This is a genomic window from Salinicoccus sp. Bachu38, from assembly GCF_038561955.2.
Classification (GTDB): domain Bacteria; phylum Bacillota; class Bacilli; order Staphylococcales; family Salinicoccaceae; genus Salinicoccus; species Salinicoccus bachuensis.
The window spans coordinates 1,703,127-1,716,091 of record NZ_CP138333.2; the positions used below are offsets into that span (position 1 = coordinate 1,703,127).

At 50.0% G+C, this 12,965-nt stretch carries 13 protein-coding genes; 3 read left to right on the top strand and 10 right to left on the bottom strand.

Features of this window, described 5'->3' with window-relative positions:
* Positions 1 to 101: 101 nt before the first annotated feature.
* Together RQP18_RS08615 and RQP18_RS08620 are read right to left on the bottom strand one after the other, a co-directional pair.
* Complete coding sequence (locus tag RQP18_RS08615) at positions 102 to 734, bottom strand: response regulator transcription factor (protein ID WP_342387311.1); 633 nt, start codon at positions 732 to 734, stop codon at positions 102 to 104.
* 4 nt (positions 735 to 738) lie between these two features.
* Positions 739 to 1,845 (bottom strand): GAF domain-containing sensor histidine kinase, encoded by a 1,107-nt coding sequence (locus tag RQP18_RS08620; protein ID WP_342387312.1) that lies wholly within the window; start codon positions 1,843 to 1,845, stop codon positions 739 to 741.
* Between the two features lie 122 nt (positions 1,846 to 1,967).
* On the opposite strand from RQP18_RS08620, the gene RQP18_RS08625 reads away from it, so the two are divergent.
* The 3 genes from RQP18_RS08625 to RQP18_RS08635 are packed head-to-tail and all read left to right on the top strand — an operon-like array spanning position 1,968 to position 3,726.
* The gene (locus tag RQP18_RS08625; protein WP_342387313.1) at positions 1,968 to 2,375 is read left to right on the top strand and encodes a disulfide oxidoreductase; all 408 of its coding nucleotides are present in this window, start codon (positions 1,968 to 1,970) and stop codon (positions 2,373 to 2,375) included.
* Positions 2,376 to 2,391: 16 nt separating this feature from the next.
* Positions 2,392 to 2,898 carry a thioredoxin family protein gene (locus tag RQP18_RS08630; RefSeq protein WP_342387314.1) on the top strand — a complete coding sequence of 169 codons (507 nt, stop codon included), beginning with the start codon at positions 2,392 to 2,394 and terminating at the stop codon, positions 2,896 to 2,898.
* Entirely contained in the window at positions 2,899 to 3,726 is an 828-nt protein-coding gene (locus RQP18_RS08635) for an RluA family pseudouridine synthase (RefSeq protein ID WP_342387315.1), read from the top strand. It abuts the gene before it with no gap.
* 22 nt (positions 3,727 to 3,748) lie between these two features.
* Here RQP18_RS08635 and RQP18_RS08640 read toward each other — a convergent pair whose 3' ends face one another.
* From RQP18_RS08640 to nfsA, 8 genes are all read right to left on the bottom strand, one after another.
* The gene (locus RQP18_RS08640; protein WP_342387316.1) at positions 3,749 to 4,345 is read right to left on the bottom strand and encodes an anthranilate synthase component II; all 597 of its coding nucleotides are present in this window, start codon (positions 4,343 to 4,345) and stop codon (positions 3,749 to 3,751) included.
* Between the two features lie 12 nt (positions 4,346 to 4,357).
* Positions 4,358 to 5,860 carry an anthranilate synthase component I gene (gene trpE, locus RQP18_RS08645; RefSeq protein WP_342387317.1) on the bottom strand — a complete coding sequence of 501 codons (1,503 nt, stop codon included), beginning with the start codon at positions 5,858 to 5,860 and terminating at the stop codon, positions 4,358 to 4,360.
* 105 nt (positions 5,861 to 5,965) lie between these two features.
* Positions 5,966 to 8,086: an RNA degradosome polyphosphate kinase gene (locus RQP18_RS08650; RefSeq protein WP_342387318.1), complete on the bottom strand. Its 2,121-nt coding sequence runs from the start codon at positions 8,084 to 8,086 to the stop codon at positions 5,966 to 5,968.
* Positions 8,087 to 8,123: 37 nt separating this feature from the next.
* Positions 8,124 to 9,650 carry an exopolyphosphatase gene (ppx, locus tag RQP18_RS08655; RefSeq protein ID WP_342387319.1) on the bottom strand — a complete coding sequence of 509 codons (1,527 nt, stop codon included), beginning with the start codon at positions 9,648 to 9,650 and terminating at the stop codon, positions 8,124 to 8,126.
* A 10-nt stretch (positions 9,651 to 9,660) separates the two neighbouring features.
* Positions 9,661 to 11,049: a class II fumarate hydratase gene (fumC, locus tag RQP18_RS08660; RefSeq protein ID WP_342387320.1), complete on the bottom strand. Its 1,389-nt coding sequence runs from the start codon at positions 11,047 to 11,049 to the stop codon at positions 9,661 to 9,663.
* Between the two features lie 68 nt (positions 11,050 to 11,117).
* Positions 11,118 to 11,312, bottom strand: a complete 195-nt coding sequence (locus RQP18_RS08665) for an SAS053 family DNA gyrase inhibitor (protein WP_342387321.1) — start codon at positions 11,310 to 11,312, stop codon at positions 11,118 to 11,120.
* A gap of 14 nt (positions 11,313 to 11,326) precedes the next feature.
* Entirely contained in the window at positions 11,327 to 11,920 is a 594-nt protein-coding gene (locus tag RQP18_RS08670) for a hypothetical protein (protein ID WP_342387322.1), read from the bottom strand.
* 303 nt (positions 11,921 to 12,223) lie between these two features.
* Positions 12,224 to 12,961: an oxygen-insensitive NADPH nitroreductase gene (gene nfsA, locus RQP18_RS08675; protein ID WP_342387323.1), complete on the bottom strand. Its 738-nt coding sequence runs from the start codon at positions 12,959 to 12,961 to the stop codon at positions 12,224 to 12,226.
* Between the last annotated feature and the right edge of the window lie 4 nt (positions 12,962 to 12,965).

Below are 12,965 nucleotides of genomic sequence, written 5' to 3' on the forward strand. Positions count from 1 at the left end.
CCCCTCCAGACTTTGAAACTCCTTGCCTCATTATACTTCTTTGTAACAGTTTTTGTAAACTGCTATCTGTAACCGGTTTACTCAGCGTCACCCATGGTTTTCTAAAGTTCCACGATATTGTATTTGATGGCATAGATGACAGCCTGGGTACGGTCGGAAACTTCAAGTTTGTTCAGAATATGGCTGACATGGGTCTTCACCGTCTTTTCACTGACATAGAGCGCCTCCCCGATCTCCTTGTTGGATTTACCTTTGACGATCTCCCGCAGCACTTCGATTTCACGTGCCGAGAGTGCATTCTTCTCATGGGGCATGTCGCCTTCGCGGTCGATCACTTCAAGGATGTTCGGGTGGATCACCTTCTCGCCTTCAATCACCTTGATGATGGAGTCGATCAGCTCCTCCGCCTCCATCTCCTTGATGATATAGCCATCCGCATGGGCTGCGAATACCGGACGGATATACTCCTCACTCGTATAGCTGGAGAGTACGAGCACCTTGATGCCCGGATAATGGCTTTTGATTGCACGTGTCACTTCGATGCCATCCATCTCGGGCATCACGAGATCCAGAAGCACCAGATCTATATGTGAATGCTTCTCCTCCAGATAGTCCAGCACTTCCTGTCCTGTGCCGAAATCCTCGATTACATTGATATTTTCCGTGGTGGACAGGAGGAATTTCATCCCTTCCCTGACGATATGGTGATCGTCCACCAGTATGATGTTATACATATGCTCACTCCTTTACCGGGACACTGACAACCACTTTCGTGCCCTCACCTTTTTTTGAAATGATGTCGAAGGAACCGCCAAGCTTGTGTATCCTCTCCCGCATGTTTGCCAGGCCGTAGCTGTAGCCTTTGCCCTCCTCCATCTCGAATCCTGTACCGTCATCTTCTATTGTAACCTCGAGGGCATCCGTTCCGGCAACCATTTCAATTCGTGCCGCATGCGTCCCGGAGTGCTTCCTGATGTTATTGAGGCTCTCCTGGATGACTCTGTAGAGGCCGATCTCCACCCGGTCGGAGACATTATAGAACCCATCAACCTGTACGGTGATCTTGAGATCCAGTATGTCTGCATATTTCTCGACGGCATCAATGATACCATTTTCAAGGCCGATCGGCTTGAGCTGCCAGATCAGCGCCTTCATCTCCTTCATTGCATGCTTCGATGTATGTTCGATCGACTGGAAGGCATCCTGGACCTTCCCCTGGTCTTCCAGGGTTTTTGCCGCGTGGGAAGTGATGCCGATTGAAAAGAGCATCTGGTTCACCGAATCATGAAGATCCCTCGCCAGACGCTGGCGCTCCCGGATGATCATGTTCTCCTGCTCCTGCGTCGTCAACTCTATCCGCTTCAATGTCGAACCGATCTGGAAAGCAACGGATTCCAGAAGGTCCAGCTCGTCCTGGGTGAACTGTTCCCTGTAGGGACTGGCAACATTCAGCAGGCCGAATGATTCCTCGCCGGATATGAGCGGCACCGTCGCATGATGCGTGATCCCCTTGTTCTCTTCCGGGTACTCCATCCGGGCCTTCTCGAGTCTCGAACAGACGAATATATTCGTTGCCGTCTTGAGCTCCCTGTTATTATATTTGTTTACACACCAGCATTTGCCATCGCACAGATGGTGGTACTGCTCTTTTTCGAGCGATGGCGGCAGTCTGTAATGGGCGCTGAGTTCATGCTGGCCTTCGCTGTTGATGAAGAAGATCCAGCCCGTATCGAATTCGGAATAATCGATCAGAAGCTTCAGGGCACCATGGATCATGGTACTGCGGTCGGTCTCTTCATTGAGGAACTCGGCGATATCCTTCAAAAGCTGAAGTTTGCTCTTCATCGTGACACCCTTTCGTATAAAAGTTAATAACTTTGTAAATTAATCGTTACCATACATATATCATTATCACTTATAATGATATAGTATGACCTTGAATTAAAAAAGCAAACAGGAGGAATGGCATGGCCAACAATAAACTTTATATGCAGCTCATCTTCCTCACTGCACTGATTGCAACACTGGGTTCCCTTTATTTCAGTGAAGTCAGGCAGTATGTCCCCTGCGAGTTCTGCTGGTACCAGCGCATCCTGATGTATCCCCTCGTCATCATTTCAATCATCGGCTTCATCCGCAATGATCATGGGGCGAAATACTACATCCGCGTGATGAGCGGTCTCGGCATACTGATTGCGGCATATCACTATGCCCTTCAGAAGATCAGTTTCCTTGGAGATAATTTTGCGGCATGTACCGGCGCGTCCTGCACGGTCCAGTACATCAACGGATTCGGTTTCATCACGATACCGTTCCTCTCCCTCATTGCTTTTATACTCATCTTTATATTATCATTTATGATAAAAAGAAAATAAAAAAGGAGATTCAACCATGGGCAATAAATTATTCTATGGCATCATTGCACTGATCATCGTCGCTTTTGCCGGTATTTTCATCTACATGAACAGTGCTTCAGGCGACCCGGAAAACCTCAGCGAATCGGGCTACTATCCGTATACGGACAGGGAGCCGGAAGAACTTGAAGGTGCGACGATAGACAAGCTGGATGATGAGAACTACCACCACAACAAGACATACGACGAAACACAGGAGATCATCGATGGCGGCGAAGGCGAATTCGTCTACTTCTGGAGCCCGACCTGCGTCCACTGCATGGCGGCCACACCATTCCTGATGGAAGCATTCAATGAGACGGGCGAAGAAGTCACCCAGCTGAATATACTGGAGTATGAACAGGCATGGGCGGAATATGAAATCGAAGCCACGCCGACACTCGTCTACTTCGAGGATGGCGAAGAAGTGGACCGTCTGACCGGCAACCCCGGCAATGCTGATGACTATGCCGAGTTCATCAATGCCATGACAGGGGAAGAATAGATGAAAATAAACATCCACGAAAATTTTGATGGCATGACACTCGAAGAGATGCTGAAATCACTCCATGTCCCCAAAAAGGAGCTCCATTTCCTGCGCATGTCAAAAGACATCACGATCAATAAGGAGCAGGCGCCCCTCAATGCACCCGTCCGTACAGGGGACACGGTCATCCTGCCCGACACCGGGGCCGAGAGCCAATACAAGCCGAGCTACCGTACATGCGACGTATTGTATGAAGACAGATATCTGGCCATCCTGTTCAAACCGAGGGGCGTCAAGACCCACCCGAACCAGATGAATGAGACGAACACGCTGATGAACCATGCGGTATACACGCTCGAGTCCGACTATCTCGAGCCTGTACACCGGCTCGATCAGGAGACCAAAGGCGTAATCCTGGTTGCCAAGAATCCTCTGGTCAAGAAGATGCTCGACCATATGCTGAGCGAACGGGACATCAAACGCACCTACATCGCAAGAGTGGATACGAAGAAACGCCTCGAGCCGCAGACGATTGATGCACCGATCGCCAAAAACCCGAAGGAGCGCAACAAGTATCATGTGACCTCCAAGGGGAAGGAAGCCGTCACGCATGTCATAGAGTCCAGGGTCACGCCTGAATACTGTGAGCTCGAGATAGAACTTGAGACGGGCCGGACACACCAGATCCGGCTCCATCTTGCACACGTCGGCTTTCCCGTCATTGGCGATCCGCTGTATGGCGATTCAACGCTCAGGGACCTCCAGCTTTTCAGCTACAGGATAGAATTCATCCATCCACTGCTGCAGAAGACGGTCCGTGTGGAACTGGACAGGAACACCCTTTAGAGCAGAAAACACCGCTGAAACTTCATTGTTTCAGCGGTGTTTTCTGGTTTCTGCAAAATTTTTCGACTACATTCCCGAGCAGCACCCGGCCTTCTGCAGACCCGATTGACTCGGGATGGAACTGCACCCCTTCGATCGGCAGCGATTCGTGCCGGATGCCGAGGATTTCGCCGAGCTCCGATTCTGCTGTAACTTTGAAGCACGCCGGCAGCGTCCCTTCATCCACGACGAGGGAATGGTAGTTCATCACTTCAGAACCCTGGGACATCCCGGCGTATATGCCAGTGTCCCCGTGATGGAGCTCCGATGTCTTGCCGTGCATCAGCTTTCTTGTACGCCTGACACTGCCGCCGAATACATGGGCAATCGTCTGGTGCCCCAGGCATACACCGAATATCGGCACCTGCTCCTTGTAGCGGCGTATGACTTCCATGGTCATCCCCGTGTCTTCAGGACGCTTTGGTCCGGGGGACAGGAATATCAAGTCCGGTGCCAGTCGGTCTATTTCGTCGAAATCTATTGCATCGTTCCTTCTTACAACGATTTCCTCACCCATTTCTCCAAGAGACTGCACAATATTATAGGTGAAGGAATCAAAATGGTCGATCATGTATATCATTTTACGTCCCCCCTATACTTTCAATATATTTCTATCGCTGAATATCTTTTCCGTCAGATGCACCGTCTGTTCCAGTGCACTCGCCTTATTGATGGTCTCCTGGTACTCCGACTCGGGATCCGAATCGGCGACCACGCCTGCCCCCGCCTGGATATAGAGGTTCTGGTCCACCAATGTCATCGTGCGGATGGTGATGCAGGAGTCGATATTCCCATCGAAGCCCAGATAGAGGATGCTGCCGCCGTAAAGGTTTCTCGCGGTCGGTTCAAGCTCCCTCAGAATCTGCATCGCCCGCACTTTCGGGGCGCCGGAAAGTGTGCCGGCCGGGAAGGACGAGATGAAGGCGTCTATCGGGGATACGCCCGCCTTAAGCCTCCCCCTGACCTTGCTGATGATGTGCATCACGCGGGAGAAGCGGCCGATCACCATGTACTCGCTGACTGCCACCGAGCCGTACTCGGCAACCCTGCCGATGTCATTCCGCGCGAGATCGACCAGCATGCGGTGCTCGGCAATCTCCTTTTCGTCTTCCAGCAGTTCCCGGGCGAGCCTGTCATCCTCCTCTTTTGTGGCACCCCTTTTTCTCGTGCCTGCAATCGGATGGATTTCGAGGTTCCCATCCTGGACTTCGAGCTGCCTTTCCGGGGAGCTGCCGATCACTTCGAGCTGATTGAATTTCAGGTAATACATGTATGGGGACGGATTCACCTTCCTCAGCACACGATAGAGTTCAAAGCCGCTTCTTTCCGTCTTCTTATGGAACCGTTGGGAAAGGACCGCCTGCAGTATATCCCCTGCCCCGATGTAGCTTTTTATCTTTTCGACATCACCGAGGAACTTCTCTTTTCTATAGTTGCTTTCCAAATTGAACGTGGAGGTCATCGGCAGTACAGTAGGGAGCAGCAGATCGGACAGGTCGCTGTCGTGCAGCAGATGCGTTCTGATGCGCTCGATCGTCTCCATCGATTCTTCATAGATCTGTGCATTGTCCCTGTCCTCATCCACTCTGGCAAAATGGATGATATGGATCTCTTTGGAACGATGGTTGTACACGAGCAATGTGCGGCAGAAGAGCAGATGGTAGTTCGCAATCTGCACTTCCTCCTCCGGCGCCCTTGGGACAGGTTCGTAATCGGATATCGCATCGTAGCTGATATAGCCGACCCCACCGCCTTTGAACGGTATATCCATGTCAGGGATTTTCACTTTGAGGCGCCCGAGCGTCACTTCGAATGCCTCTTTGAAAGTCGGCAGGGTGAGACGGCCCCCCCTCTCGAGATCATTGACGACGAACTGGCGGCCGGTCTCCTCGATTTCGACCATCGGGTCCAGTCCGATGAAGGAGAAGTTAGACCACGCTGATTCAGGTTCCTGGCTTTCCAGCATATAGACTGCCTCATCCTTCAAAGAATGAAACATCTGTACAGGCGTCAGCAGATCGGTGCTGAATGATTCGATCACCGGTACAGTACGGTAATTCCCGGCATCTTTTAAAAATTCCTCATACGTGGTCATATCTTCACCTCATTATTTTAGTTATATCTAGATAGTCTAAACATTTCAGAAAACAATGTCAATTGCAAAAAGACCAGGGACGGCAAGTCCCTGGTCCGAAATATACTATTTCCTTCTTCTGAAGCGGCTTTTGACTTTGAGGAGCAGCTGGTTCTCTTTCTGGACGAGCTGTTCCCTGCCATGCCTCTCGGCACGCCGCATCAGTTCAATCTGCGCACTGTTCGGTTCATATCCATTGTCGACATATTCATATGTGCCATCGGACTTCTGCACGCGTGCCTTGATGTTGTCCATCAGATACAGACGGCTGATGGATTTTATCTCTTCAAGGATTGCCGGATCTTTGATCGGGAAGAGGATCTCCACCCTTTTGATCATGTTCCGTGTCATCATATCCGCTGAAGAAAGGAACATCTTCTCCTCGCCATTATGATGGAAGTAGTAGATCCTTGAATGCTCAAGAAATCTGCCGACGATGCTGATGACCCTTATATTGTCACTGACACCTTCGATCCCGGGCTTCAGGCAGCAGATGCCCCGTATGACGAGATCCACCTTGATTCCTTCCTGGGAGGCCTGCAGCAGCTTGTTGATGATCTTCTTGTCCGTCAGCGAGTTCATCTTGGCGAATATATACCCTCTGCCATGCACCTTGTGCAGTTCAATCTCCTTGTCGATATACTCGGCGAACAGATCCCTGATGTCGAAAGGCGCCACGTACAGTGCCTCGTAATCAGGCTTCAGAGAATAGCCGCTCAGGTAATTGAAGAAGTTGATGGCATCGTTGCCGATGTCCTCGTCAGTGGTCACGATGCCCATGTCGCTATAGAGCTTTGCGGTGGAATCATTATAGTTTCCGGTGCCCAGATGGACATACCTAACGAGCCTGCCGCCGACCCGTTTGACCACGAGCGTGATTTTACTGTGTGTCTTCAGGTAGTGCATGCCATATATGACATGGCATCCGGCATCTTCCAGCTCCTTTGCCCATTGCACGTTGTTCTCCTCATCGAACCGTGCTTTCAGTTCAACGAGCACAGTCACCTGTTTGCCGTTCTCTGCAGCATTCTTCAGTGCCTCGATGATGGGTGAATCGCTCGACACCCGGTAGAGAGTCTGCTTGATTGCCAGCACATCAGGGTTTTCCGCCGCTTCTCGCATGAATTCCACGATTGGCTGGAAACTTTCGAACGGATGATGGAAGAATATGTCCTCTTTCAGGGCCTTATCGTATATATTTTTGCCGGAAAGGAATTTCGGTTCCTGCGGTGTAAACGGCGGATACGTCAGATGGGGGAACCTGTCTGCCAGGGACGCGGTCAGTCCGAACAGGAAAGTCAGATCGAGCGGGCCATGAAACTTGTAGACATCCTGCTCGGAGAGCCCCAGTTCGTTCCGCAGGAATGAACCGTTGATGCTGTCATCTTTGCTGATATCGATCTCCAGCCTTACTGCCGCCCCTTTCGTACGCTCCTTGAGGAACCTTTCGATCTCGATCAGCAGATCTGCTGCACCCTCTTCATGTATCGTCAAGTCTGCATTTCTAGTAATCCTGAACGGAAACGTACGATCGATCCTATACCCCCTGAACAGTTTGTCGATGTGCGTCTCAATGATGTCTTCAGCCAGTACGATATAGGTCCTGCCTGCATCTTCAAGCTCATAGTAGCGCCTTATGACGGTGGGCAGCTGGACGATGGCGGCCTGGTCGCCGAGTTCGTTCGACAGATTTATGAATATGTTTATCTTTTTATTCATCAGTTTTGGAAATGGACGATAGGCGTCAATCCCAAGAGGGGTAAGAGAAGGAAATATTTCCGTATCGAATATTTCTTCAAGTTCCTCCTGCAGGTGCTCCGGAAGTTCATATGGCCGTTTCAGATAGATACCATAAGCTTCCAGTTCATCCATGAGACGGTGGAAATACTCATACTGCACAGTACTGTTCTGCCGATTCAGCTCACTGATGCCCGCAAGCTGCTCCTCGGGAGTCATCTGTGTCTTCGTGTCCGGCTCATGATAGTTCATCTTCACCTGGTCTTTGAGACCAGCCACCCGAACCATGAAGAACTCGTCGAGATTCGAGCTGGTTATCGCCAGAAACTTCAATTTCTCAAGAAGCGGGTTATTGGAATCAGCCGCTTCCTCAATGACCCTGTAATTGAATCTGAGCCAGCTCAACTCTCGATTGTTATAATATTCTTTATTATTCAATCGATATGCCATCACTATTCTCCTACTCCCTATAAATTAGAGATAAATATTATGCTTCAACGAATCTGATCTCCAGATCTTTATCCATAATTTTTTCTATATGTTTCTTCTGCCGGATCGCCTGATATTCCTCGGCGATCGGATCGCCTTTGTATTTGACTGTCATGACCATGTCATCCCCATCCTCTTCCAGATAGAGATCCTGGACGATGCCAGTACTGGATACATTGAGCGCATTAGCAAACTTCAATATGCTCCCGAGCGTCAACAGCGTCTCGAGATCGCTGCTGTCGAACCATCCCGACTCCTCGGCATAGAACTTGAGCAGCGTCTTGTTCTTGAAACTCGCCATCAGGGCGAGCCGCACCCTGTCCTCATGTACGATGCCGTTGATGTTGCTGTTGGATATCAGATAATAGGTATGCTGGCTTGTGGCATCGCGATCGATGAACGATCCAAGGTAGAAGATATGTGCCGCATTCTTCATCAAATACTTCTCATGCTTGCCGGTTTTTATGAAATCGAACCGTGCAAGTTCATGGTAGATGCGCTCTGCAATCTCCTGCCGTTTTTCACCTTCGCTTCTCAGGATATGGAAATCATTCGCCAATTCCATCAGCGAATCCCTGAATATATGATATTTGTTGAAGGCGGCCGGATAATCCTTCGATATGATCGACATGGCCATGCCCTCGCGCAGGCCCTGGCGGCTGAATTTGAACTCCTCCGCTCTGACCAGGTCATATAGCGACTTGAAGACGATGGCACTCGGCAGGATGATGTCGCTCCTATCCTTGCTGAGGCCGTCGATATCGTCAAGGTCATCGCCTTTTGTACCTTCCAGAAGATCGTAGACATCCTGCAGGTCGTTGCGGTCCATGGAGTACCCATGGACCCCTGCAATCGGATAGTTGACGGAAGACTGGTGGATGCGTGCAATATTACGCGCACTGCCCCCGATGGCAAGGATGGGCACTTTCCTTTTGGCCAGCCATTTGACCGACTTCAGCTGCTCTTTGACATATTTCTCAGTCGCCTCGAGCGCCTCTTCATCGTTATGCTCCTTGCCCTCGAAGAACATGGACTTCAGTGTGACGACCCCGAAGGGCAGGCTGACGGAATGGATGAGCTCCTTGTTCTCAAAGAAGGTGAGCTCGGTACTTCCCCCACCTATATCGATCGTTACCGCGTCCATGTTGCTGATCGTATGAACCACGGCATGATATCCATAATAGGCCTCTTCCTTGCCTGTAATGACTTTGATATCCATGCCCACTTCGGATTTCGTCCGTTCCAGAATCTCCTCGACGTTGACGGATTGTCTGATTGCGGCTGTTGCAACGGGGTAGATTTCCTTCACATCATATTTCTCGCTGATCTGTTGGAAACTGCCCAGGATCGACAGGAGACTGTTGATCCCCTCCTCGGCCATCACGTTATCTTCATCCAGGTATCTGGCCAGCCTGGCAGGGGTCTTGATGTTCTGCAATTCCTTCAGTCCGGTTTCTTCATTGTATTCGAAAAGTACAAGACGTACGGTGTTGGAACCGATATCCACAAGTCCGATTCTTTTCATAAGTAAGCTCCTAATCTTTGGATTGGATCATATCTTCCGGATTGATCCATTCATCAAACTGCGCTTCAGTGAGATGGCCGGATTCGACTGCCGATTCCTTGAGTGTAATCCCTTTTTCATGGGCATTTTTGGCGATTTTGGCTGCATTTTCATAGCCGATATGAGGATTGAGTGCAGTCACCAGCATCAATGAATTATTCAGGAAGCGTTCAATGTTCTCTTCTATTGGTTCTATTCCCACTGCACACTTGTCATTAAACGTGTTCATGCCATCCGCCAACAGATAGATCGACTGCAGCGTGTTGAAAAGGATGACCGGTTTGAAGACGTTCAGTTCGAAGTTGCCCTGTGAGGCTGCAAATCCGACAGCTGCGTCATTCCCGAACACCTGGGTCGCCACCATCGTGAGCATTTCAGACTGTGTCGGATTGACTTTCCCCGGCATGATGGAAGAACCCGGTTCATTTGCAGGGATCTCGATTTCTGCAATGCCCGCCCTTGGACCGGAGGCCAGCCATCTGACGTCATTCGCAATCTTCATCAGGTCTGCTGCAAGTGCCTTGAGTGCCCCATGGAGGTAGACCACTTCATCATGTGCCGTCAGCGCATGGAACTTGTTTTCGGAGGAGACGAATTCATAACCTGTCTGATTTGAGATCTCCTTCGCCACACGATCACCGAACTCAGGATGGGCGTTGATTCCTGTGCCGACTGCCGTACCACCGATTGCGAGGTTCTTGAGCTGCTGTTTGGATTCGTTGACCAGTGTTTCACACTTCTCCAGCATGTATCTCCATCCGCTGATTTCCTGGCCGAGTGTCAATGGTGTGGCGTCCTGGAGGTGTGTCCGTCCAATTTTGATGATGTTCTCAAACTGCGCCTCTTTGTCTGCAAATGTCGACCGCAGTACACCGAGTGCCGGCACAAGCTGCTCCTCGACTGCCTGGTACAGCGCGACATGCATCGCTGTCGGATAGGTGTCATTGGAACTCTGCGATTTGTTCACGTCATCGTTCGGGTGGACCTTTTCGTCGCTTCCCTTTTCTTCCAGGTACTCATTTGCCACATAGCTGACCACTTCGTTGACGTTCATATTGCTCTGCGTACCGCTGCCCGTCTGCCAGACAACAAGCGGGAAATGTTCATCGAGCTCACGCGCGATGATTCTGTCGCAGGCATGTACAATCGCTTCCCTCTTGGCCTCTGAAAGCTTGCCGAGATCATGGTTGGATACAGCGGCAGCCTTCTTCAGATGGGCAAAGGCAACGATGACTTCAATCGGCATCTTCTCCTTGCCCACAGGGAAGTTCTGTCTGCTCCTCTCTGTCTGTGCAGCCCAGTATTTGTCACCAGGAACTTTAATTTCACCGATTGTATCTTTTTCTATTCTATATGACAATTAAAAAACCTCCTGAAAAATTAGTATTCATAGAATATTTTATACTAATTTACAGAAGGATTCATCTGTTATTCATTATTTTCGTCGTCTTCCGGATCCACACCATGTGATTCATCATCAGAAGAATCGATCGGATAGTCCTCATTTTGGGAAAGCTGTTCCATTTCCTTCCCCAGCGCCTTCACATCTTCCATGTCTTCCGTCATCTCGTTTTCGTCCGGTTCGATATCATTCCTATAGTCGATATCCTTGTCCTTTTTCATGTTCTCCCTCGTTTCTAGGCGAATTCAGAAGTATAGTACTGGACAATGTCCTGGTCAAGCCGGGATGCCGCTTCAGTGTCCATGACCACCGTCACCATGCGGTGCTGCTTCACTTTGCCGAAGTCATCCTTGTCGTTCTCGACTGCATCATACAGGTCCCTGATCGCATCCGCCTTGTCATTGCCTGTCGCCACAAGGACGAGCTCCCTTGAATCGAACAGCTGGTCATTGCCGTCCGAATCGTTGTAGCCGAGATTCTTGTTGGCACCGATCGAGAGTACCGTAAGATTCATCTGGTCCTTGTCGTCCAGCACCTTTTTCATCGAATCCACAGACCCATCGAGCTTCAGCTGGTTATCCGGAATATCAAGTTTTTCGAATATGTCCGTGTCTCCATCCTTGTTGATGGTCACGAGGTAGATTTGTGAGAAATCAGCCGGATGCTGTTTGGATTCGCCGACAAATTTTTGGTAGGTCCAATCCAGTTCTTCATTCATTTCAAGACCCATTACGCTTGTCGGATTATTATGGACCTGCTTTCTGAGGATATCAGCAAGATAGATGCTGACCAGTTCCTTGTCCTTGAAAATTTTAAAGTTCATTGCCATGTTGATTCCTCCTAGATTTCTCAATGTCTTTTATATTCTACCCTTATCGGAACTATTTCTAACAAAACTTTTCTCCCTTTTCAGCTTTTTTCTTTTCAGCATATGGTTTATAATGTGTGTATGTATGGAAATATAGGAGGCGCTAGTTTATGAAAGCATTTCTGATACTTATGGTAAGCATATCATTCCTCACCGCCATCCTCTCTTCAAGCCGTGACTCCGAATGGGGCTACAAGGATGACGGAGACGAAAAGCTGAGTCAATAGAAATAAGCCATGCGGAACATTCCGCATGGCTTATTTTTTATTGGCCGAGGAACCCCTGTCCCTTCACCACCTGGTCCACATCAAGGCGCTGCTTCTTTCCGAGCATGCCGATGACCTGGTCGCTCCAGGAATCATCCCGTTCTCCACCGGAACGCTCCTTATAGTATGCGCTGATCCGTGCATCATAGCTGTCGATCACATCCTTCACTTCTGCAACCGGCGTGTAGCTGTTCTCATGGTAGACCGCTTCGAATGGCAACCTTTCCTTCTGGCTGCCTTCATGGTCGGGCTTGCCGACCACCATGCCGAACAGTGGAACGACACCTTTTGGCAGCTCCAGAATCTCTATCACGCGTGCCATATCATTCCTCAATGAGCCGATATAGCACATGCCGAGGCCCATGCTCTCGGCCGCCACCGCGAGGTTCTGGGCAGCCAGTGTCGCATCCACCGTACCCACGATGAGCTGTTCGGTCTTGTCATGGGCGATCGGCGTCCCCTTCTCCTTCGACAGTTCGACGTGGCGGTTATAGTCTATCAGGAACACGAACAGATGACCGTTATGCTCCACATACGGCTGGGTGCTTATCTCCCTGAGTGCCGCCTTCTTCCCGGAATCCGTGACACCGAGAATGCTGTAGGCCTGTACATAGCTTGAAGTGCTCGCCGCCTGGGCAGCGGTGACGAGTTCCCGGATTGTATCTTCATCGAGCCGCTCATCCTTGAACTTGCGGATGGAGCGATGACTTTTCAATAGATCGATCACTTGGTTCATTTGT

Bases quoted from the DNA above. Each gene is read 5' to 3' on its own strand.
- ppx (WP_342387319.1), bottom strand. From the start codon at position 9,650: ATGAAAAGAATCGGACTTGTGGATATCGGTTCCAACACCGTACGTCTT.
- RQP18_RS08640 (WP_342387316.1), bottom strand. From the start codon at position 4,345: ATGATATACATGATCGACCATTTTGATTCCTTCACCTATAATATTGTG.
- trpE (WP_342387317.1), bottom strand. From the start codon at position 5,860: ATGACCACGTATGAGGAATTTTTAAAAGATGCCGGGAATTACCGTACT.
- nfsA (WP_342387323.1), bottom strand. From the start codon at position 12,961: ATGAACCAAGTGATCGATCTATTGAAAAGTCATCGCTCCATCCGCAAG.
- RQP18_RS08635 (WP_342387315.1), top strand. From the start codon at position 2,899: ATGAAAATAAACATCCACGAAAATTTTGATGGCATGACACTCGAAGAG.
- RQP18_RS08620 (WP_342387312.1), bottom strand. From the start codon at position 1,845: ATGAAGAGCAAACTTCAGCTTTTGAAGGATATCGCCGAGTTCCTCAAT.
- RQP18_RS08650 (WP_342387318.1), bottom strand. From the start codon at position 8,086: ATGGCATATCGATTGAATAATAAAGAATATTATAACAATCGAGAGTTG.
- RQP18_RS08625 (WP_342387313.1), top strand. From the start codon at position 1,968: ATGGCCAACAATAAACTTTATATGCAGCTCATCTTCCTCACTGCACTG.
- RQP18_RS08615 (WP_342387311.1), bottom strand. From the start codon at position 734: ATGTATAACATCATACTGGTGGACGATCACCATATCGTCAGGGAAGGG.
- RQP18_RS08665 (WP_342387321.1), bottom strand. From the start codon at position 11,312: ATGAAAAAGGACAAGGATATCGACTATAGGAATGATATCGAACCGGAC.
- RQP18_RS08630 (WP_342387314.1), top strand. From the start codon at position 2,392: ATGGGCAATAAATTATTCTATGGCATCATTGCACTGATCATCGTCGCT.
- RQP18_RS08670 (WP_342387322.1), bottom strand. From the start codon at position 11,920: ATGGCAATGAACTTTAAAATTTTCAAGGACAAGGAACTGGTCAGCATC.